This is a genomic window from Pseudomonas sp. SWRI81 (assembly GCF_014268545.1).
Taxonomy (GTDB): Bacteria; Pseudomonadota; Gammaproteobacteria; order Pseudomonadales; family Pseudomonadaceae; genus Aquipseudomonas; species Aquipseudomonas hamedanensis.
Map to the genome: position 1 here is coordinate 137,952 of NZ_JABWQS010000005.1, position 21,646 is coordinate 159,597.

The 21,646-nt window shown below is 61.7% G+C and carries 19 protein-coding genes and 1 pseudogene; 3 read left to right on the forward strand and 17 right to left on the reverse strand.

Annotation, left to right across the window (positions count from 1 at the left end; all coding sequences use genetic code 11):
• Positions 1 to 125: 125 nt before the first annotated feature.
• The 10 genes from phoU to HU765_RS05385 form a co-directional block, all read right to left on the reverse strand.
• Entirely contained in the window at positions 126 to 887 is a 762-nt protein-coding gene (phoU, locus tag HU765_RS05340) for a phosphate signaling complex protein PhoU (RefSeq protein ID WP_186531114.1), read from the reverse strand.
• 120 nt (positions 888 to 1,007) lie between these two features.
• On the reverse strand, positions 1,008 to 1,841 hold the full coding sequence (gene pstB / locus HU765_RS05345; protein ID WP_186546130.1) for a phosphate ABC transporter ATP-binding protein PstB: 834 nt from the start codon (positions 1,839 to 1,841) through the stop codon (positions 1,008 to 1,010).
• 126 nt (positions 1,842 to 1,967) lie between these two features.
• The gene (locus tag HU765_RS05350) at positions 1,968 to 2,837 is read right to left on the reverse strand and encodes an oxaloacetate decarboxylase (RefSeq protein WP_186619295.1); all 870 of its coding nucleotides are present in this window, start codon (positions 2,835 to 2,837) and stop codon (positions 1,968 to 1,970) included.
• A 189-nt stretch (positions 2,838 to 3,026) separates the two neighbouring features.
• Positions 3,027 to 4,061 carry an arginine N-succinyltransferase gene (gene astA / locus HU765_RS05355; RefSeq protein ID WP_186619296.1) on the reverse strand — a complete coding sequence of 345 codons (1,035 nt, stop codon included), beginning with the start codon at positions 4,059 to 4,061 and terminating at the stop codon, positions 3,027 to 3,029.
• 61 nt (positions 4,062 to 4,122) lie between these two features.
• Positions 4,123 to 5,139 carry an arginine N-succinyltransferase gene (locus HU765_RS05360; protein WP_186619297.1) on the reverse strand — a complete coding sequence of 339 codons (1,017 nt, stop codon included), beginning with the start codon at positions 5,137 to 5,139 and terminating at the stop codon, positions 4,123 to 4,125.
• Positions 5,140 to 5,258: 119 nt separating this feature from the next.
• Complete coding sequence (locus tag HU765_RS05365; protein ID WP_186619298.1) at positions 5,259 to 6,608, reverse strand: APC family permease; 1,350 nt, start codon at positions 6,606 to 6,608, stop codon at positions 5,259 to 5,261.
• A gap of 79 nt (positions 6,609 to 6,687) precedes the next feature.
• On the reverse strand, positions 6,688 to 7,440 hold the full coding sequence (locus HU765_RS05370; protein WP_186619299.1) for an N-formylglutamate amidohydrolase: 753 nt from the start codon (positions 7,438 to 7,440) through the stop codon (positions 6,688 to 6,690).
• On the reverse strand, positions 7,424 to 8,755 hold the full coding sequence (locus HU765_RS05375) for a glutamine synthetase (RefSeq protein WP_186619300.1): 1,332 nt from the start codon (positions 8,753 to 8,755) through the stop codon (positions 7,424 to 7,426). Before HU765_RS05375 ends, HU765_RS05370 begins: the two co-directional genes overlap by 17 nt.
• Positions 8,752 to 9,396, reverse strand: a complete 645-nt coding sequence (locus HU765_RS05380; RefSeq protein WP_186619301.1) for an isochorismatase family cysteine hydrolase — start codon at positions 9,394 to 9,396, stop codon at positions 8,752 to 8,754. Before HU765_RS05380 ends, HU765_RS05375 begins: the two co-directional genes overlap by 4 nt.
• A gap of 2 nt (positions 9,397 to 9,398) precedes the next feature.
• Positions 9,399 to 10,253, reverse strand: coding sequence for a MurR/RpiR family transcriptional regulator (locus HU765_RS05385; RefSeq protein ID WP_186619302.1), 855 nt, complete (start codon positions 10,251 to 10,253; stop codon positions 9,399 to 9,401).
• A 323-nt stretch (positions 10,254 to 10,576) separates the two neighbouring features.
• Here HU765_RS05385 and HU765_RS05390 point away from each other — a divergent pair, with 323 nt between their 5' ends.
• Entirely contained in the window at positions 10,577 to 11,146 is a 570-nt protein-coding gene (locus HU765_RS05390) for a histidine phosphatase family protein (RefSeq protein WP_186619303.1), read from the forward strand.
• Positions 11,146 to 11,900 (forward strand): annotated as a pseudogene (cobF, locus tag HU765_RS05395) (precorrin-6A synthase (deacetylating)). Before HU765_RS05390 ends, cobF begins: the two are co-directional and overlap by 1 nt.
• A gap of 222 nt (positions 11,901 to 12,122) precedes the next feature.
• Here the strand turns inward: cobF and HU765_RS05400 are convergent.
• The 3 genes from HU765_RS05400 to HU765_RS05410 are packed head-to-tail and all read right to left on the reverse strand — an operon-like array spanning position 12,123 to position 14,704.
• Complete coding sequence (locus HU765_RS05400; protein WP_186619304.1) at positions 12,123 to 13,304, reverse strand: acetyl-CoA C-acetyltransferase; 1,182 nt, start codon at positions 13,302 to 13,304, stop codon at positions 12,123 to 12,125.
• A gap of 11 nt (positions 13,305 to 13,315) precedes the next feature.
• Positions 13,316 to 13,981 (reverse strand): CoA transferase subunit B, encoded by a 666-nt coding sequence (locus tag HU765_RS05405; RefSeq protein ID WP_016774134.1) that lies wholly within the window; start codon positions 13,979 to 13,981, stop codon positions 13,316 to 13,318.
• Positions 13,982 to 14,005: 24 nt separating this feature from the next.
• Positions 14,006 to 14,704 carry a CoA transferase subunit A gene (locus HU765_RS05410; RefSeq protein ID WP_186619305.1) on the reverse strand — a complete coding sequence of 233 codons (699 nt, stop codon included), beginning with the start codon at positions 14,702 to 14,704 and terminating at the stop codon, positions 14,006 to 14,008.
• Positions 14,705 to 14,921: 217 nt separating this feature from the next.
• Here HU765_RS05410 and HU765_RS05415 point away from each other — a divergent pair, with 217 nt between their 5' ends.
• Positions 14,922 to 15,818, forward strand: a complete 897-nt coding sequence (locus HU765_RS05415; RefSeq protein WP_186619306.1) for a LysR family transcriptional regulator — start codon at positions 14,922 to 14,924, stop codon at positions 15,816 to 15,818.
• Between the two features lie 502 nt (positions 15,819 to 16,320).
• On the opposite strand, the gene HU765_RS05420 is transcribed toward HU765_RS05415, so the two are convergent.
• From HU765_RS05420 to HU765_RS05435, 4 genes are all read right to left on the reverse strand, one after another.
• On the reverse strand, positions 16,321 to 17,160 hold the full coding sequence (locus HU765_RS05420) for an NAD-dependent protein deacetylase (protein WP_186619307.1): 840 nt from the start codon (positions 17,158 to 17,160) through the stop codon (positions 16,321 to 16,323).
• 54 nt (positions 17,161 to 17,214) lie between these two features.
• Positions 17,215 to 18,261: a class I SAM-dependent methyltransferase gene (locus HU765_RS05425; protein WP_186619308.1), complete on the reverse strand. Its 1,047-nt coding sequence runs from the start codon at positions 18,259 to 18,261 to the stop codon at positions 17,215 to 17,217.
• A gap of 134 nt (positions 18,262 to 18,395) precedes the next feature.
• The gene (locus HU765_RS05430; protein WP_186619309.1) at positions 18,396 to 19,448 is read right to left on the reverse strand and encodes an NAD(P)/FAD-dependent oxidoreductase; all 1,053 of its coding nucleotides are present in this window, start codon (positions 19,446 to 19,448) and stop codon (positions 18,396 to 18,398) included.
• A complete protein-coding gene (locus HU765_RS05435; RefSeq protein ID WP_186619310.1) occupies positions 19,435 to 21,618 on the reverse strand; it encodes a hypothetical protein in 2,184 nt (727 codons plus the stop codon). The genes HU765_RS05430 and HU765_RS05435 overlap by 14 nt, the downstream gene beginning before the upstream one ends.
• Positions 21,619 to 21,646 lie beyond the last annotated feature (28 nt).

Genomic DNA, 21,646 nt, shown 5'->3' on the forward strand with positions numbered 1-21,646 from the left:
TGATGGCACTTTGCCAAAACTTTTCAGTCACGCCGGGACTTTTCGTTCGCGGGTGCTGCTTTTCAATACAAAAGCCGTAAACAAAAACGCCCGGCCAAAGGGCCGGGCGCTTTTCTCAGGCAATCTTACTTATCGTCAGCTTCGCCCGGAACATTAGCGGTTTCACCGCTTGTGCCTTCAACTTCTTCCTTCATGCGCTTGAGACCCATGTGCCGCACGTCGGTGCCGCGTACCAGGTAAATCACTAGTTCGGAGATGTTGCGCGCATGATCGCCGATGCGCTCCAGCGAACGCAGGACCCAGATGATGCTCAGAACCCGCGAGATAGAGCGCGGATCTTCCATCATGTAAGTCGCCAGCTCACGCAGCGCGGTCTTGTATTCGCGGTCGATGATCTTGTCGTACTGCGCGACCGACAACGCCAGATCGGCGTCGAAACGGGCAAATGCATCCAGCGCATCGCGAACCATGTTACGCACCTGGTCGCCAATGTGACGAACCTCGACATAACCGCGCGGCGCCTCGCCTTCTTCGCACAACTGGATGGCGCGGCGGGCGATCTTGGTGGCTTCGTCGCCGATGCGTTCCAGGTCGATCACCGACTTGGAAATGCTGATGATCAAGCGCAGGTCAGATGCCGCTGGCTGGCGACGAGCGAGGATGCGCAGGCATTCTTCGTCGATGTTGCGTTCCATCTGGTTGATCTGGTCGTCGATCTCGCGGACCTGCTGAGCCAGCCCGGAATCGGCCTCGATCAGCGCCGTGACCGCATCGTTGACCTGCTTCTCGACCAGCCCGCCCATGGCCAGCAGGTGGCTGCGCACTTCTTCCAGTTCGGCGTTGAACTGCGCGGAAATATGATGAGTAAGGCCTTCTTTGGAAATCATTCGTTCGCTCCGCGAAAGTTGCAAGCTTCAAGCCGCAAGCTTCAAGCAGTTATGTGTTAGTCCTGTCAATCACACCGTTTCAAACTTGCCGCTCGCAGCTCCAGGCTTGCGGCTCTACGGTTAGCCGTAGCGACCGGTGATGTAGTCTTCGGTCTGCTTCTTCGCCGGATTGGTGAACAGGGTATCGGTATCGCCGAATTCCACCAGTTTGCCCATGTACATGAACGCGGTGTAGTCGGACACCCGCGCCGCCTGCTGCATGTTGTGGGTCACGATGACGATGGTGAACTTGGATTTCAGCTCGTAGATCAGCTCTTCGACTTTCAGTGTCGAGATCGGGTCGAGGGCCGAGCACGGTTCGTCGAGCAGCAAGACCTCCGGCTCAACGGCGATGGTGCGGGCAATGACCAGACGTTGCTGCTGGCCGCCGGACAGGCCGAGCGCCGACTCATGCAGACGGTCCTTGACCTCATCCCACAGCGCTGCGCCTTTGAGTGCCCACTCGACGGCTTCGTCGAGGACGCGCTTTTTGTTGATGCCCTGGATGCGCAGGCCGTACACCACGTTTTCGTAGATGGTTTTCGGGAACGGGTTAGGCTTCTGGAACACCATGCCGACGCGACGACGCAGCTCGGCCACGTCCTCGCCCTTGCGATAGATGTTGTTGCCGTACAGGTTGATCGCGCCTTCGACGCGGCAGCCGTCAACCAGATCGTTCATGCGGTTGAAGGTACGCAGCAGCGTGGACTTGCCGCAGCCGGACGGGCCGATGAAGGCGGTCACGCGCTGTTTCGGGATGTTCATGCTGACGTCGAACAGTGCTTGTTTGTCGCCGTAGTACAGGCTCAGGCCCGGCACTTCGATGGCGACGGTTTCCTGCGCCAGGTTCAGGCTCTGCTTGTCGCGGCCCAGGGCAGACATGTTGATGCCGTGGCTGTGTGTTTCGTGCTGCATGGGAGGCTCCCTGTGCTGACAAATTCGGTTCGGAACACTGCTTTTGCAGCTTCCATCAATGTTGCGACGGACGCAGTTCAATGTGGGAGCGAGCTTGCTCGCGAAGGGGCCGGTGCAGCGTTCACATCACTCCTTGACGCTCATGTATTCCTTGGCCCAGAGAATGTATTCCTCCGGCTGGGTATAAGTGTGCGTCAACTCGGTGGCGCTCAGGTCGGAGGCCTGGGTGAAGATCTGCCGCTGTTCGCGCAGGCTGTCGTAGGTTGCCTTGATCGCCGCAAAATATGCGCCATGCCCGTCGATGGTTACGCGCACGCCGAGTTCGGCCAGGCGCTTGTCGTCGCGCAGCGCCGGGTTGCCGTAAGTCACCAGCATCAGCGGCACCGTCAGGTGTTCGGCGATTTGTTCCAGTTGATCGAAATCCTGCACGCCGACCATGCAGATGCCATCGGCGCCCGCGGCTTGATATTGGCGGGTGCGGCTGATGATTTCCTGGATCGGCAGGATGCCGGCGTTGGTGCGGGCGATGATCGCCATTTCCGTGTCGACCCGGGCTTCCAGTGCCGCGCGGATCTTGCCAACGCCTTCGGCGACGGTGATCAGGTCAGTGGATTTGCGGCCAAATTGCGCAGGCAGCAGGGTGTCTTCGATGGTCAGGGCGGCAATGCCGGCGCGTTCCAGTTCGACAATGGTGCGCATCACGTTGAGGGCGTTGCCGTAACCGTGGTCGGCGTCGGCGATCACCGGCAACTGGGCGACACGGCCGATGCGTGTGGCCTGTTCGGCGAACTCGCTGAGGGTGATCAGGGCAAAGTCCGGTGCACCCAGCACCTGCAACGAAGCCACCGATCCACCGAGAATCCCCACTTCAAAACCGAGGTCGGCCGCGATGCGCGCCGACATAGGATCAAACACCGAGGCCGTGTGGTAGCAGGTGTCGGAGGCCAGCAACTGACGAAAATTACGGCGCAAATCTTGATGAGAAAGCCTGGTCATACGAGTTCCACCAATACAAAGGAATGGAAAGGCTTGAGCAAAGGTGTCAACGCCGAAGAGTGAAAAGGCTATCACGCGGGTGGGTCAATAATCATGACGAATTTGTCGGGGAGCCGTTTATGGCAGTCCCGAGCTGAAAGGATTCATCTTCGAGCGCGAGCAAGTCCTCGCCATGGGGGGAACGGCGTATCAGGCAGCGGCGGCCTGCTGTTGCTGATGGGGCAGCATCACCGCCCGCACCGAATTGCCCGGTTGCAACTGCAAGCGTTTGGCGGTGAGACGGTCGATCGCCAGGCTGTCGCCGACTCGTCGGGCGCGGGCCACGGTGATTCGGCAGTTCTCCAGACGGCGGTTGTGGATCAGCCACAACGGCGCCTGGTCGTCCGGGCTGCCGAGGCTCAGGGTCAGTTCAAGGCTGTCGCGCACGGTGCGGATATTGCGCACCGGCGCTTCGATCACCGGGCCACCGTCAAAAATATCGATATAGCCTTTGTGGGCAAACCCCTCGGCCTGAAGGATTTTCAGCGCAGGTTCGGTGTTCGGATGCGTCTGGCCGATAGCCGCCTGAGCCGCCTCGGTGAGCAGGCAGGTGTACAGCGGCTGACGCGGCATCAGTTCGGCGATAAAGGCTTTGTTGCCCAATCCCGACAAGTGGTCGGCATGGCAGAAGTCCATCTGGAAGAAGTGCCGGCCCAGGCTGTCCCAGAACGGCGAACAGCCTTGCTCGTCGGCATTGCCGCGCAGTTCGGCAATCATCTTTTCGCCAAACAGGTGAGGAAACTCGGCGACGAACAGCAGGCGGCCGAGCGATAGCAGGCGGCCGTTGCTGCCGACGCGCTGGTCATGGCGCAGGAACAGCGAGCACAGCTCCGATTGGCCGGTCAGCTCGTTATTGAGAAATAACGTCGGTATTTGCCTTTGAATGCCCAGGTCCGGCGCTGAACTGACGGTTACGCCGAGCCGGTAGTTGTACCAGGGCTCGCGCAGGCCGATGGCGCCGGCCATCGCGCTGACGCCGACCACGCGCGATTCGTCGTCTTCGAGCACAAACAGATAATCGGCGTCGGCGCGCTCCACCTGTTCGGCGAACGCGCGCTGTGCCCAGCGCACCCGGTGAGCGAGGCGGTCTTCGTTGGCCGGCAGGGTCGTGAACCCCGGGCCCGCCTGCTGCACCAGGGTCATCAAGGCGGGCAGGTCGCTGACTTTGACCGGACGGACAATCATGCTGTAACTCCTTTTGCGCGCCTGGCGGGGCGCTGTCGTGGGGTTCGGAACCGGGCGCGGTTCACAGGGCAATCAGCCGGATCGGGCTGCCCTCGGTCACGTTCAGCGCCGCACAGAGGGCGGGGGTGAGGCTCAGCGGTTGATCGGGTTGATAATCGAGTTCGGCCACAACGGCTCGAAAACTGTGCAGTGCATCGTTGCTCAGCAGGTAACGCCCGCGCGCATCGATGTGTGGCTGTTGTTGCACCGCGACAGTTTGGCTGCGTGCGATCGAGCGGATGTTCGCGGTGCGCGCATACAGCGTCGGGCCGGCGTCGAACAGGTCGATGTAGCTGTTGGTCTCAAAACCTTCCCGCGCCAGGATGTCGAACGCTTCCTGGCCGTCCGGGTGAATCTTGCCAATACAGTCCTGCGCCGCTTGCGGCAACATCGGCACGTAGATCGGGTATTGCGGCATGAGTTCGGCGAGGAATGTCCGGCTCTGCAATCCGCACAGACGCTCGGCTTCGAGGTAGGGCAAGTCGAAGAAATGTTTGCCCAGTGCATCCCAGAACGGTGAATGGCCGTCTGCGTCGCTGTAACCGACGATTTCGGTAATCACCGTCTCGGCAAAGCGTGGCGCGTGTGCGGCGATGAACAGCAGGCGCGCCCGCGACAGCAGCTCGGAAAATGCTGTGCGCACCAGCTTCGCATCGATGTGGAAACCGCGCAGCAAGGTGTGGCCGCTGAGGTCATGGCACAACGACAATGCCGGCACGCCGTGTTCGATGTTCAGCTCCCGCGAGGCACTGGTGAAGTGACGGTTGCGCAGGCTGTAGAACGGCTCGTTGAAACCGGCGGTGGCGAGGATCTCCGAGCAGCCGAGCAGTTGTTGGCTGTCGAGGTCTTGCAGGACGAAAAAATAGTTCTCCGGGCCCTGCGCTGCCGCTTCGCTGTCGAACGAAGCGCAGGAGGCGGCAATCTTGTCGCGCAGGCGTTCGCGGTCGTCAGGCAAGGAGGTCACGCCGACCAGACTGTCGCGGGCCAGTTGCTGTAGCTGGGGCAGGTCGCTCTGCTCGACCGGGCGTAAGACCAGCATGGATGTAACTCCTGTATCAAAAGGCTTGGCGCGTTCGCCAAGCCTGACTATCACTGTCGGTGTCCACGCGATAAATCGGCGGTCGCCTGATTTGTTGTCAGACGCCGCTCTTTTTCTTGTCAGCCGTTGCTCGGGTCAGGCAGCGCCGTACTGCCGCCAAGCTTGTTGAGGAAAAACAGATACACCAGACCCAACGCAATCCAGATCAGCCCGAGTTTCTGGGCATCGACGCCCATGTTGTACATGATGGCCGCAACGATGCTGAAGCCGATCGCCGGGCAGAGCAGATGGCGTACCACCCGGCCGGACTTCTGCCGACGCCAGTAGTAGTTGATGACCGTCAGATGCAGCAGCATGAAACCGCTGAGCGCGCCGAAATTGACCAGCGAGGTGAGGGTGTCGACCGAGTTGATGAACAGGTAGCAGATCACCAGCGACAGCACCGCCACCAGATAGATGCTCAGGTACGGTGTGTTGTGTTTCGGATGAACCCTGGCGAGCACTTTTGGCAGCTTGCCGTCGCGGGCCATGCCAAACAGCAGGCGCGACACCGCAGCCTGCGACGTGATTGCCACGGCGACGCCCCAGGCGAGAGCGGTTGCCACCGCGGTCAGCGTGGCCAGCCAACTGCCGGCGGCGATTTCGGCGATTTCATAGAACGCAGTGTCGGCGGACTTGAAGCCCATGCCGGCCGCCAGGTCGGTGGCGATCCAGGTTTGCGCCACAAATATCACCCCCATCACCAATAGCGTGATCAACGCCGCTTTGCCGACGCTCTTGCCCGGGTCGCCCTTGATTTCCTCGGCAAGCGTGGAAATTGCATCGAAGCCCAGGAATGACAGCACCGCAATCGACACCGCTTGCATCAGCAGGGCGAAGTTGAAGGTTTCCGGGTGATACAGCGGCGCCAGCGTCAACTCACCATTGCCGCCGCCGCTGTGCAGGGCATTCCAGGCGTAGAACAGAAAAATGCCGAGGACCACCAACTGCGCGAGCAGAAAGACAATGTTCATCCGCGCTGTGAAGGTGATGCCGCGCAGGTTGACGAACGTCGCGCTGACCAGGAACGCCAGAATGAAGCCGACCTTGGGAATGTCCGGATACAGATGGTTCAGCGCCATCGCCGCATACACATACAGCAGCGGCGGAATCAGCAGGTAGTCGAGCAGCATCAGCCAGCCGGCGATGAAACCGACGTGTTGATTCAGGCCGCGCTGCGCGTAGGAATACACCGAGCCCGCAATCGGAAAAGCGCGGGCCATGCTGCCGTAGCTCAGCGCCGTGAACAGCATTGCCACCATGCCGATGATGTACGCCAGCGGCACCATGCCCGGCGCTTCGGCGTTGACGTAGCCATACACACCGAACGGGGCGATGGGGATCATGAAGATCATTCCGTAAACCACCAGATCGGTGAGGGTCAGACTCCGTTTCAACTCTTGTTTGTAGCCGAATTCTTCAATTTCCATGAAGCGCAACTCCTTGTCAGGCAATCGGTCGTTTCAGTTGTTGTGGCGGTCGATCATTTACAGCGTCAGCAGGGTTTTCCTACAACAGTGGTGCGAGGTAATCGGCCCAGCGCGACACGTCTTCGCGGTTGCGCAGCAGGTCGTTGCGCACCTCGATCAGCACCGAGTCCAGGCCCCGGGCATCACCGTGAACCGGCACTGTCATGTCACCCAGCGGGTCGATCCGGTACGGCTGGTTGCCCGCCACTTTCAGCGAGTGTTTGTCGAGACCGTCGAGTACGCGTTGGGCGTAGGCCTGCGCCTGGCCGAACAGCACGCCGATTTCCAGCGGACGCGGCTGGCCGTAATACACCGGGGTGAAACTGTGAATCCCTACGACCCGCACCGGTTGGCCTTGGGCGATGCGCTCGTCGATCAGCGTCTGCAAGCGCGCATGAAACGGCTTGAACAGCTTCTGCCGGCGGTAATCGCGGGTGGCTTCGTCGAGCTCGCGGTTGCCCGGAATCTGATAGATCTCGCTCTGCGTCGGAATACTGTCGGGCGCGTGGCGTGGGCGGTTGAGGTCGATCAGCAGTCGCGAGTAGTTGGCGCTCAACAGCGTCGCATTCAGTTGCTGCGACAATTGCTCGGCCAGTTCGAGGGCGCCAATGTCCCAAGCGATGTGTTCAGCCGCCGCGGCATCGTCCAGGCCCAGATTGTTCAGGGCCTGGGGGATGTAGCGACTGGCGTGCTCGCACACGAGAATCAACGGCGTCGTCGACTGCTCGCGACTAAGGTTATAGACCGGTCGGGTGTATAACCCCAGTTCGGCGGATTCAGTACAGGCGTGCATAGTGCTCACACAAGTCATCGGGCGAGAGCTGTTCCGTCAGCGCCAGTTCCTCGGTTTTAAGGGCGTGGTAGGTGTCGAGCAACGGCTTGGGCAGCCATTCGTTGAAGGCGCCGCTGTCGCGCAGGCAATCCAGCGCCTGCGCCAGCGAGGCGGGCAGGGCAACAATGCCCCGGGCCTTGCGTTGCTCGTCGTTGAGTGAATCGGGAATCTCGTCGGTGATTGCGTTCAGCGCCAGTCGTTGCTCGATGCCCAGGCGGCCGGCGATCAGCAGTGCCGCCATGGCCAGGTGTGGCGAGGCGGTGGCGTCCATGGCGCGGAACTCCAGATTGAATTGCCGGGCCACGGACTTGCCGCCCAGGGTCACCGTCGGGCAGATGCGCAGCGCCGCTTCACGGTTCTGTTGCCCCAGACAGGCGTAGGACGCGCTCCAGTGATGCGGCTGCAAGCGCTCGTAGGACACCGGCGTCGGTGCAGTGAACGCACACAAGGCCGGCAAATAGTGCAAGACGCCAGCGGCCCAGTGTTGGCCAATCTGCGACAGGCCATTGATGGTGCCGGCGTCGTACAGCACCGGCTGGCTGGCGAGGTCGAGCAGACTGATGTGCAAATGCACGCCGTTGCACACGGCATTGGCGGCGGTCTTCGGCGCGAAACTCAGCGCCAGGCCCATCTGCCGGGCGATCTCGCGGCTGATCTCGCGCACGTTCACCGCGCGGTCTGCCGCGGCCACGCCGAGCGTCGGCCGGCAGGTGATTTCGTATTGATGCTTGCCGTATTCGGGCAGGAACATTTCCGGCTCGATTCCGCCGGCGCGTAAAGCGCTGAGCAGCCAGCCGCCGAATTCGGCGCCCTGACGCTGTGCTTCCAAGGAAAACGCCGAATGTTCGGCGATGCCCGCGTGCAGGTTGAATTCGTGTTCGAAGGCAGCATTGACCTGCAAGCCCAGCGTCTCGCGATACCGCTCGATCTCATCGCGCAGCAACGTGCGCGGGCAGGCGCCCCACGGTCGGCCATCGGTCTCGCGAATGTCACCGTGAATGAAGTCCAGTGCCGGCGCGTCGGCGTCCGGGCCAGTGCCGACGGTGACGCGGCTGCTCAGGTCGGGAATCAGGCGCAAGTCGCCATACGCGCCCCACGGGTTGGTTGAGGCAATAATGTCCTGCGGGGTCAACGCGCTGTTGGCCGGCACCCAGCCGCAACCGGCCACTTCATAATGCTCCAGCTCATCGGTGGGAAACGAGCGGCCCCGGGTGATGCCGATCAGGTCGGTGGTCACCAGGGTCGTCATCGGCAGCGGCGTCAGACGGGCGCTCATGGCTGCATCTCCTGGAGACGGCTGAGCACAGTGGCGGTGTCGGTGATCCAGCAGTAACCCTTGATTGCATTCAGGCAGGCGTAATGGCGTTCGGCGCTGTAGGTGGCGCAGGCGTCTTCGACCAGCGTCACCAGATAGCCACGGTCGGCGGCGTCGCGCACGGCCATGTCGACGCACTGGTCGGTGACGATGCCGGCGATGATCAGGTGGCGGGTTTCGAGGTTGCGCAGCACGTAGTCGATGGCGGTCGAGTTGAACACGCCGGAGGAGGTCTTCGGCAAGACGACTTCATTTTCCAGCGGAGTCAGCTCGGCGATGACCTGTGCCTGCGGGCTGCCCTTGGGCAGGTGCATGTCCGACAGCTTGTGGTCCAGCGAGCGGTCGCGGCCATCGGCGGTCAGGCTTTCGATCAAGGTATGCAGGACGTTTTGCCGGGCCTGACGAAAAGCCCCGAGCAAACGCTGCTGATTGGGTATGACCTGCCCGCGGGCACGCTCAAGGAAATACGCCGCGTCCGGGTCATCGAGGTGAGGATCGAACTGCGGTTCGAGCCAGGCACGCTGCATGTCAACCAGGAGCAATGCCGTGTGGTCGGTGACAAACGGCAGATCCCGCGGCGAGCGGTGGGGAAGGCTGAACATCCTTATTTATCCTCCAGCAGGTGGGTGGCGAAGTCGTTGCGCAGGGCGTCGATGCCTTCCAGGCGATCGGCCAGATCCGGGCCGCGCTGGGTCAGGCAGGCAATCAGCGCCTCGACCTGCGCCAGCGCCGGCACCATGGTGTCAAAGGGCGACGCCGATTCCACCGGTGCGCTGATGATCAGATCGGCCATTTCACGCAGTGGCGAGGCATAGATGTCGGTGAACAGCACCACCCGGGCGCTGTGGTTTTTTGCCGCCGCGGCCACGCGCAGGGCCTGGGTCTGATAACGGCGATAGTCGAACACCAGGACCACGTCCTGACGTTGCAGATCGAACAGCCGGTCAGGCAGCAGTGCGTTGTCTTCCAAAGCAAAACAGCCCGGACGCAGCAGGCGCAGATGGTTGAGCAGGTAGGTGGCCATCAGGCTGCTGAAGCGACCGCCAAAGCAATACACCTGATGCCGGGTGTCGAGCAGCCATTCGGTGAGGATGCGCACGTCTTCCGGCTGGGTCAGCGATTGGGTGTCTACCAGCAAGCGATGGCTCTCGCCCAGATAATGGCCCCATACGTCGTCTTTATTGTGCTGGGCGCGCGGTTGCAGCAGCGTGCGTGGCGAACGCAGGCGATGGTCCATGTCGCTGAGCAAGGCATCCTGAAATTCGGCATAGCCGCTGAAACCGAGCTTTTTTACCAGCCGGACGATGGTCGGGTCACTGACGCCGGCGTGTTCGGCCAGCCGCGCCATCGGGCCAAGGCCATTACGTGGATACTGATCAAGCAGCGCGCGAACGACTTTGCGCTCCGACGGCGTAAGATCCAGGCCGGGGTTGGTGATCAGATCTCTAAGAGGGGGCATCCGGGCTCCTGCTGGATGAGGAGGTTGTTGAATTCGCTTCACAATCCGTTAAAAGAGTATTTATGTAACTGTGGCTACATGTCTAGTGAATTTTTGTAGCTGTTTAAGCGGCACCGAAACAGGGCAAACAGCCCGTATCAAAAGGGCTACACGTAAGTCGATCTACCTTGTAGTCCATCGCGTAGGACAGTGTGCGAAATTGCCGTATTTGCGCTTGCCAGCGCTACAGTGCATAACCATGAGGCCCCCTGTTTCCGTCGGTCTACTCCAAAAAACGGCGGTACCTCCTTGATTTTCAATAACCTTCAACCGAGTGAAAGCATGTGCAAAGCAGCCGTTTGACATTGATCTGCCATGCGCGAACCGTCGCACAAAAATTGGCGATATTTCCTACTGATGAGCCTGTTGAAACTTCGTGTCAGGCGTCCGACCTTTTTCCTGCACGTTTCAGCGCCGCACGCCGGCTGATCTGCGGTCCGGAACTGCGTACCCGGCAGACAGCCGCGTGGTTCGGTGCGGATGCTCAAATGGAGCCAGCGTTGCGCGATTGCGATTGGGGGCGCTGGCAGGGCCGAGCGATCAAGGATTTGCAGGTGAGCGAGGCCGATGCGTTGCAGCGCTGGCTGAGCGATCCGCAGGCCGCCCCTCATGGCGGCGAGTCAGTGGCGCAGTTGCGTGCACGGGTCGCGAATTGGTTGTGTGAAGTTCAGCTCAATCCGGGGCATGTGGTTGCTGTGACCCATCCTTACGTGATGCGTGCGGCTTTGCTACACGTGATGCAGGGCGCGGCGTTCAATGCGATTGATGTCGAACCGCTGTCGACTATCGAGTTGCAGTTCAACGGCCTCTGGCGGTTACGTTTGCCTGGGGCTGACCTCCAGGGAGCACGCTGATGAAACGTTTGCTGGTGATCGGTATCGGTGCCGGGAATCCGGACTACATCACAATGCAGGCAGTGAAAGCGCTGAATCGGGTCGATGTGTTCTTCCTGATGGATAAAGGTCAGCGCAAGCACAAGCTGATCGATTTGCGTCGCGAGATCTGCGAGCGCTACATCACGCAGCCCGCGTACCGCTTCGTCGAAGCACACAGCCCGGAGCGCGAGCGTGGCGATGTCGACTACGCCACAAGCGTGGATGAGCTGAACCGCGCCCGGCAGCAGACCTTCGAGCGCCTGATCAATGACGAATTGGCCGACGGTCAGTGCGGCGGTTTTCTGGTGTGGGGCGCCCGGCGTTATACGACAGCACGGTGCGCATCCTCCAGGCGATCCTGGCTGCCGGGACGTGTGTCTTTGATTTTGACGTCATTCCTGGCATCACCAGCGTTCAGGCCTTGGCGGCGCAACACAAAGTGCCGCTGAACGCGATCGGGCGCTCGGTGGAAATCACCACGGGACGTCGCCTGGCGGCGGGGCAGGCGAGTGAGGCGGACAGTCTGGTGGTGATGCTTGACGCAGAGGACGCGTATCAGCGGGTCGCTGATCGGCAGACGGAGATTTTTTGGGGGGCTTACCTGGGCACGCCGGACGAAATTCTGCTCAGCGGCCGGCTGGCGGATGTCGCAGACGAGATTGAACGGGTGCGCAAGGCGGCGCGGGCGCAGCATGGGTGGATCATGGATACCTATTTGCTGCGTAAGCCCTGAATTGTCAGTAGACGTGCCGGCGCTATCGCGAGCAGGCTCACTCCTACATTTGAATTGTGAACCCAATCAATTGTAGGAGTGAGCCTGCTCGCGATGACGGCGGCACATTCACCACAGATTCTGGACAGCAAAAAGAAACCCGGTGCAACGCCAGTCGCACCGGGTTTTTGTTGCCAGCCCACCGCCGATGTCGTGGATCCGCGATTGGCCTTTAACGCTGTATCAGGCGCGTTCCAGCGCCAGCGCCACACCCTGACCGCCGCCGATACACAAGGTCGCCAGACCTTTTTTGGCATCGCGCTTGATCATTTCATGCAACAGCGTGACCAGTACGCGGCAGCCCGAGGCGCCGATCGGGTGGCCGAGGGCGATGGCGCCGCCGTTGACGTTGACCTTGTCCAGGTCCCATTGCAGATCCTGGGCCACCGCCAGCGATTGTGCGGCGAATGCTTCGTTGGCTTCGATCAGGTCGAGTTGGTCAAGGGTCCAGCCGGCCTTGTCCAGGCAACGGCGCGTCGCCGAAACCGGGCCGATGCCCATGATCGCCGGGTCAACACCCGCATTGGCGTAAGCGGCGATGGTCGCCAGCACGGGCAGGCCCAGGGCTTTGGCTTTTTCGGCGCTCATCAGAATCACTGCGGCGGCGCCGTCGTTCAACGACGAAGCGTTGCCGGCGGTGACGCTGCCGTCCTTTTTGAAGGCCGGGCGCAGTTTCGCCAGGGACTCGGCGGTGGTATCGCCGCGTGGCTGTTCGTCAACCTTGAAGGCGACAGGATCGCCCTTGCGCTGCGGGATCAGAATCGGGGTGATTTCATCAACGAAGCGACCAGCCTCAATCGCGGCAGCCGCTTTTTGCTGAGACGCGGCAGCAAACGCGTCCTGTTGCTCGCGGCTGATCTCATATTTGTCGACCAGATTTTCGGCGGTGATGCCCATGTGGTAATCGTTGAAGGCGTCCCACAGGCCATCGCTGATCATCGTGTCGACGATTTGCGCGTGGCCCATGCGCAGACCGGTGCGCGCGCCCGGCATGATGTAGTTGGACAGGCTCATGTTCTCCTGACCGCCAGCGATGATCACCTCAGCGTCGCCGCAGCGGATCGCTTGTGCGCCGAGGTGCAAAGCCTTGAGGCCCGAGCCGCAGACCTTGTTCAGGGTCATGGCCGGTACGGCGTGGGGCAGGCCGGCCCTGATTGCGGCCTGACGTGCCGGGTTCTGGCCGGCACCGGCGGTCAACACCTGGCCCATGATCACCTCATCGACCTGCGCACCGTCCAGACCGGTCTGTTCAAGCAACTGGCGGATCACCGCCGCGCCCAGATCCACCGCTGACACATTGGCCAAGGCACCCTGGAAACTGCCGATCGCGGTACGCGTGGCGGCAACAATGACGACGTCTTGCATTTTCAAATTCCTCACTGGGCAGCGAACTGCATTTCCGGTACGTGATCCGGGACGATCAGTTTACCAGCGGTTTTGGCGACGATTTCCTCGACGCTGACGCCAGGTGCGCGTTCCTTGAGGACAAAAGCGCCATTTTCGATTTCCAGATAGGCGAGGTCGGTCAGCACGCGCTTGATGCAGCCGGCGCCGGTCAATGGCAGGCTGCATTTGGCTAACAGCTTGGACTCACCGTCCTTCGACGCGTGGGTCATGATGACGATGATGTTGTCGGCACCGGCCACCAGATCCATCGCGCCGCCCATGCCTTTCACCAGTTTGCCGGGGATCATCCACGAGGCGATGTTGCCCTCGACGTCCACTTCGAATGCGCCAAGCACGGTCAGGTCAACGTGACCGCCGCGGATCATCGCAAAGGATTCGGCGGAATTGAAGATCGACGCACCGATGCGTGCCGTCACGGTCTGTTTGCCGGCGTTGATCATGTCGGCATCGATGGTTTCTTCGGTAGGAAAAGGCCCCATGCCGAGCAGGCCGTTTTCCGACTGCAGCATGACTTCCATGCCTTCGGGAATATAGTTGGCGACCAGGGTCGGAATGCCGATGCCGAGGTTGACGTAGTAGCCGTCCTGCATTTCGCGGGCGACGCGCTGAGCCATTTGTTCGCGGGTAAGTGCCATGTTGTTGTTCTCCGTAGCCCTGAATTATTTGCGGACGGTGCGCTGTTCGATGCGTTTTTCGAACGTGCCGCAAATGACCCGATCGACGTAAATGCCCGGGGTATGGATCTGGCTCGGGTCCAGCTCGCCGGGCTCGACGATTTCTTCGACTTCGACGACGGTGATTCTGCCGGCGGTGGCGGCCAGCGGGTTGAAGTTCTGCGCGGTGTGGCGGTAGACGACGTTACCGAAGTGGTCGGCTTTCCAGCCTTTGACGATGGCGAAATCACCGGTGATGGATTCTTCCATCAGGTACCTGCGCCCGTTGAATTCACGCACTTCCTTGCCTTCGGCGACCGGGGTGCCGACCCCGGTGGCGGTGAAGAACGCCGGAATGCCGGCGCCGCCCGCGCGCATCTTCTCGGCGAGGGTGCCCTGCGGCGTGAGGATGACCTCGATTTCGCCCTTGAGCAGTTGCTCTTCGAACAGCTTGTTCTCGCCAACGTAAGAGGCGACGACCTTGCTGATCTGACGGTCGGTGAGCAGCACGCCAAGACCGAAGCCATCGACGCCACAGTTGTTGGAGACCACCGTGAGGTCGCGGGTGCCCTTGCGCTTGATCTCGGCGATCAGGTTTTCCGGAATGCCACACAAGCCGAAGCCGCCGGCGATGACGGTCATGCCATCCTCAAGCCCGGCCAGGGCTTCCTCGTAGGAACTCACACGCTTGTCGAAACCTGCCATAGGCACCTCTTTTATTATTTGCGGGCGGCTGGCTAGCCGAATGGTTGGAGTGTCTCTCTGTGGAATATATTTGTTAAGTTGATTTTTACGGTTGATTGATTGATAAAACTCAATAACGCTTTGGTCGTTCCCACGCCGGAGCGTGGGAACGATCAAACGATCAGTAACCGAGGCGTGCAGCTTGACGCTTGCAGCTTATAACTGGAGCGAAGCGACCATGACCATCAAACAGATCCGCGCCTTCCTCGCCGTGGCCCAGAGCCTGAGTTTCGCCGTGGCCTGCGAGCGTCTGCATTTATCTCAATCGGCGTTGAGCCTGACTATCAAGGCGCTGGAAGAAGGCCTGGGCGGGCGTCTGTTCAGCCGCAACACGCGTAACGTGGCGCTGACGGCAGAAGGCGAATCCTTGCTGCCACTGGCGCGGCGGCTGATTGCCGACTGGGACAACGCCGAAGACGAAATGCGTCAACGCTTCAGCCTGCAACGCGGGCGCGTGACGCTGGCGGCGATGCCGTCGTTTGCCGGCAACTTGCTGCCGCCGATCCTGAAGACGTTTCGCGCGCGCTATCCCAACGTCAACGTCACGGTCAACGACGTGATCAACGAGCAAGTGCTGGAAATGGTTCGCGATCGTCAGGTTGAATTGGGCGTGGCATTTGAACCCATGCAAAACACCTCGATGACCTTTACACCGTTGTACCGGGATCGCTTCGTGGCGGTGGTGCCGATGGATTCGCCGTTGGCACAGCGCGGCGAGATCGATTGGCAGACGTTGCTGCAAGAGCCATTTATTACCTTGCAGCGACCGTCGACGGTGCGGGTGATGCTGGAGGAGCATTTGCAGGCGCGGGGGATGAAATTGCCGGTGGAGTTCGAAAGCCACCAATTGGCGACCGTCGGCAGAATGGTCGCCAGCGGCCTGGGCGTCAGTGCGGTTCCGGCATTGTGTGCCGGGCAAATGCAGGAGCTGGGCGCGCACTGCCTGACCCTGAATGATTCAGTGGAGCGTGCCATCGGCGTGCTGACCGAACCGGGCAATGAACTGTCGGCAGCGGCGCAAGCATTATTCGACATTCTCCAGCAGGAAAACCTGAGCGAACGCTTGTCTTCCTGATTGCACCGATCCCCCTGTAGGAGTGAGCCTGCTCGCGATAGCGGTCTTTCAGTGAAAAATATTCAGCTGACGGACCGCCTTCGCGAGCAAGCCCGCTCCCACAGGTTTTCGTGGTGTTTGCGGCTGTTGTGTCTGGCCGCAGTCAATGTAGGAGTGAGCCTGCTCGCGAAGGCGGTGTGGCAGGCGGCGGAGATGTTGACTGTGCAGGCCCCTTCGCGAGCAAGCCCGCTCCCACAGGTTTTTGTGGTGTTTGCGGCTGTTGTGTCTGGCCGCAGTCAATGTAGGAGTGAGCCTGCTCGCGAAGGCGGTGGGTCAGGCGGCGGGGATATTGGCGGTGCAGGCCCCTTCGCGAGCAGGTTTTTGTGGTGTTTGCGGCTGTTGTGTCTGGCCGCGGCCAATGTAGGAGTGAGCCTGCTCGCGAAGGCGGTGGGTCAGGCGGCGGGGATGTTGACGGTGCAGGCCCCATCGCGAGCAGGCTCGCTCCCACAGGGGAGTGGTGTGGTCAGGAAATGAGGCGTTCGGTCAGCAGCGGCAACAGCTGTTCGCAAGACGCTTCGATCTTCAGGTCGAGCAAATCGTCCGCGCGAGTCTTGCCCAGATTGAGCGCAATCAGCGGCTTGCCGCGGTCAGAGATCACCCGGCACAGGCGAAACGCGGAATACGCCATTAACGAAGAACCCACCACCAACATTCCCGCGGCATGCTCTGCCGCGGCCATCGCCCGGGCGGCGGTGTGTTGCGCGACGTTCTCACCGAAAAACACCACATCCGGTTTCAACCGCTCGCCGGCACAATGCGGGCAATGCGGCACCTCGAAGCGTGCCTCGAACGCCGGGTCGAGCAGGGTGTCGCCATCGGGTGCCTGCACGGCGTCCACGCCCGCCAGATAGGGGTTTTGCCGTTCCATCAACTGCTGAATTGCGTCGCGCTCACTGCGCTGGCCGCAATCCAGGCACAGCACACGATGCAAGTTGCCATGCAGTTCGATCACATCAGCACTGCCTGCCTGGTCGTGGAGGGCGTCGACGTTTTGCGTGATGAGGTCGCGGAGCAGCCCATGGCGCTGCAACGCGGCCAAGGCCTGGTGCGCGGCATTCGGATGCGCCTGGCGCACCTTCGGCCAGCCGAGCATGGCCCGCGCCCAGTAGCGACGACGAGACTCCGCGGCCGCGAGGAATTCCTGGTACATCATCGGCTGCCGGCCACGACGTACGCCTTCGCTGTCACGGTAATCGGGAATGCCCGACGGTGTGCTGATCCCGGCACCGGTCAGCACGAGAAAATCGCCATCGGCCATCGCCTGTTGCAGCGTGTCGAGGTCGCGGGTCGGGCTGTCGAGCATGGTCAGCACTCCAGAGTGGGCAGTGCCAGCAGGTTAGCACGCGATCCGCATCGTCTACTTGCGCGCTTCCAGAATCAGGTTGAACGGCGTCTGCGTGGCTCGGCGGAACTGCTTGAATCCGGCCTCGGTAAAGACTTTGCGCAGGCGCATTTCACCGGCTTGCGCACCGAGGCCGAGGCCGACTTCCTGGGACAGCGAGTTGGGGGTGCAAATGAACGTCGAAGCCGCATAAAACAGGCGTCCGACCGCGTTGAAATTATCGTCCAGCTTGTCGTTGGCGAACGGTTCGACCAGCAACACGGTGCCATCGTCTTTCAGCGAGTCGTAAGCGTGGCGTGCGGCTCCGACTGGGTCGCCCATGTCGTGCAGGCAATCGAAAAAACAGATCAGATCGTAGTCGTCGCCGGGGTAGTTTTTTGCCGTGGCCTCGAAGAAGCCGGCCCGGTTGCCGACACCGCCTTCTTCGGCCCGTTGGGTGGCGACCGTGATCGACGGCGCATGAAAGTCGAAACCGACAAACTGCGACAGGGGAAAGGCCTGAGCCATGATCACCGTCGAGGCGCCGTGGCCGCAGCCGATGTCGGCAACTTTGCCACCGCGTTCGAGTTTGGCCACTACGCCGTCCAGCGCCGGCAGCCATTCGGCGATCAGGTGGCCCTTGTAGCCGGGGCGGAAGAACCGTTCGGTGCCGGAGAACATGCATGGATGATGGTCGCCCCAAGGCAGGGCGCCGTTGCCGCGCATGGCTTTGACCAGTTTGTCCTTGTCATGGAAAAACGACGCCACCACCCCGAGCCCGCCGGCGACATACACCGGCGAGTCTTCCACCGCCAGCGCCAGCGCTTGTTCTTCCGGCAAACGGAACTGGCCGTCACGGTGTTCCATGTAGCCGGACGCCGCGTGTGCGCTGAGCCATTCGCGCACCAGACGCGGGTTGCAGGTGGTTTTCGCGGCGAGGGCTTCGGGGCTGATCGGTTGGCTGTCGGCCATGGCCCGGTACAAGCCGAGCTCTTCGCCGACGATGACATTGGCCAGCATGGCCGCGCCGCCCATGTCGTTGAGCAATTTGCCCATGAATTCGTTGAGTTTCGCCTCATTCATCACGTGTGCTCCTGAAACAGGATCACCGTCCGGCGGCGTTGAGTGTCGAGGCAGGCGCCACCGGGCGGTGGTCACGGATTAGGGCAGGGCACCGCTGAAGTCCTGCGTCCCCCTCGACTGGGTAATGAATGAGTCTAGCTCGGTTTTGCCGGGCAACCGAGCCATTGTGGCGGGTAGGGATGCTGGCGGTAGAAGTGGCGCAGTTGGGTCGCGTCGCGTTCAAACCAGGCATGCAGCCATTGCCGGTATTGCGCCTGTACCGCCGCTTCTACTATTGGCCGCCGAAGGCAGTCGTGAACTGCTTGTGCCGCCTGCATGCCGCTCATCAGCGCCTTGAGCACACCGTGTGACGCCGCCGGATCGAGCCGGCTTGCGCAGTCGCCGACCAGAAAATAGCCATTGCCGGCGGCGGCCTTGCTGATACGCCAGCCGACGTCGGCGCCGCGGGTCGGGCCGGCTTGCGGCAGTACACGCAGCGCTTCGGGCAGCATTTGCCGGTCAGCGTTTTGCGCCCGATCAGTTGCGAATGCCAGGTTTGTCCAGTGCAGCAATTGTGTCTGGACCTGAGCGATCCAGGTCCAGCCGTAAGGCCCGGCCAGCAGGTGCGGGGTGTTTGCGTAAGGACGGAGACAGCCGTGGAGATAACCATAGCGCACCTGGAGCGGCGGTGAACCCGCTTGATCCGGCAGCGCCAATTGCCGGCCCAGCCAGCCAGTGGCGCCGCTGGCATCGATCAGCCAGGCAGCGTGCAGGCAACCGCTGTCAGTTTCCAGGCCTGTCACGCGGGCATCGAGAGTTAGCACTTTGCTCGCGCGGCACGGCTGGCGCACCTGCACGCCGAGCCGCCGTGCTTGTTGCAGCAAGGCGCCATCGAGGTCGGCCCGGGCAATCTGGAAACCCCGCCACGGGCCATTCTCATCCGCGCCAAAGGGGCTGAAACGCGGCGGGCCGTCCCAGTGTATCCAGTGCCCGTCAAAACGCATGGTTGCCGGGGAGCATAATTGTCCGGCGACGCCGAGTTGTTGCAACAACGGCTCGATGCCCGGATGCAGACTTTCGCCGGGGCGAAATCGTGGGAACGGCCGGCGCTCGACCAAAGCCACCCGCAGGCCTCGCTGGGCGCAACTGATCGCACAGGCGCAGCCTGCGGGACCGGCGCCGACGACAACGACATCAAACTGCGTCAATGGCGACCTGCCACGGCAAAGCGTCAGGTTTCATCAAAATGGCATCGGCGCTGACCAGCAGAATCACCTGTTCTTCGACCTCGACGTTGCGCAACTTGAAGTCCTCTTCGGCAATCTGCACGGCGCCGCGCTTGTACATGAAAAAACGCAACACCCAACCTTCGAGGATCAGTCCGGCTTCCTGTTGCGCCGTGTCCAGTTCACCGTCGGGACGCTGCACATCGCGCAGCGACAACAGGGGCCAGGCGTTGCGCAGGGTTTTGTCGTTATCAGCGCCGAGCGCGCGGTATACCCGATACATCGACAAGACACGCTGCTCATAGGCCCGCTGCGATGTTTTGCCGGTCATGCTCAGGGAGAAGTGGCCGTCGAGGGCCACCTGGGTGTAGTCGGCGTGGGCATAGGCGCGATACTGAACAATCAGCCGATCCTTCTGGACGATCAGTTGTGGCCCGCGCTGATCGTCCCAGGCAACCGCGCCGTCCCCACCGATTTCCTGATCCGTCAGCGGAATAATGCTGTGCAGGCTTGAGCGGGGTTCGAAGACTCGCGCCGAATCCGGTGCCACCCCCGGCCAGAAGGAACCCAATGCCGCGCAGATTTTCGCATCTTCGGGGAATGGGCTGGCCATCTGATAGCCGGCCAGAATGTTGAGCCATTGCGCATCGGCTGCTGGCCGCCGAACCCAGCCGACTTCCCACCCCGGGCCAAAAACACCGGCAGCGCTGTCGGGCAGCGAAGACGGGCGCAAGACCTCGGGATGTGACCTCTGACCTTGAGCCGGGTCGCCATGCTCGGCCAGCGCGACGATTGCCGTCACGCCGCGATCGGCGGGCGAAAATAACTGGTCTTTCAAGTCGAGGTTGGCGCAGTAGCGCACATTCGATAGCGCTTGCAGTCGGGCGTGCCAGATATCGGGGCTGGCGAGAATCGGTTCGTCGTTGACCCATCGCAGCAATTTACGCTGCGTGCACAGCGGGTAAAAGTCGGGAGGGCCGATCACCGAATAGGCGGCGATTGCTGGCAAGCTGTCCGCCAACGCCGGACAAAGCGGCCGCACCCAGCCATCGGCTGTGGCGTCCTGATAATGCAAGGCCCGATAGCCACCTTGGCGCACGAGCGCTTCGACGTCTTCGCGTTGGTTAAGGTCCTCGATACGGCCATCCGCTGTGACCTTGTGACGCCCGTGAACCATCCCGCCGGTGTTGGCCGGCATCAGGAATGACAGCGGCTGGCCCTGAAACTCGACGGGTTCGACCAGGCGCGTTCGCGGTTGCGGCAGCAGCAGGCCCGGGCCGAAGTCCTCGGCGTCTGCCCAGTGGGCCAGCCCCGTATTCACGACGAAAGGCGGCTGGCTGATTTCCGGTTCTTGCCAGCCCGTGCCGCTGTGACGCAAATGGACGTGGCGCAGCTTTTCGTTGACCTGATGATTCTCCAGCGTCACCGCCAGTGCCATGCCGGCCAGGCACTGCGGGCCATCGAACAGTTTGTGCAGCGGCACCCAGAACTCCAGGCCAGGATCGACCTCGTCCTGAAAGTCCATCGGTCCAAAACGCTGGGCATCGCCGGGCAACTGCATGGCGATCCAGGCGCTGTAGCGTACCGGCATTACGCGGATGCCGTGGGCGTCGTTGTCGACAAACGGCAGAAAGCTACGCAGCCTGGCGTCATAACGGGCGGGCGCGGTGCCGACACGGGCGATGCCGGTGCGCGAAAAGCACAGGTCGGCGTGTCGGCCATGCACGGTGTCGGCGGCGCAGCGATACTCGCTGGCAAACGCGACCACCGCCAACGGCGCGCCCCGGGCGGTCAGGCGCAGTTGCTCCAGCGTGGGCGGATCAAGGCTGTAGACATAGTGCAGAACGGTCTCGATTTCGCTGGCCGTGGGGAATAGCTGCAAGGCCTGACCTTTGTCATCGACCGTCACCCGTGGCGACGCCAGCGCGTGATACAGCAGGCTGTGCGAAGGCGCCGCCGCTGTTACTGCGCGCTCACCGTCCGCGGCGAAGTCTTCAAATCCTGGCAGCGCTCGGTTGATGGCCAGCGTTCGGCCCAGCTCAGCCGCCAGCGGTTCGGCGAGCAGGTCCAGCCCATGGGCCAGCATCAGCGAATGCCAGCCGCCGGGTGCCAGTCGCCGGCAGATCTGAGTGACGGATTCGAGCAGAGCCATGGCGGCACCTCGGTACGATTCGGGCGAA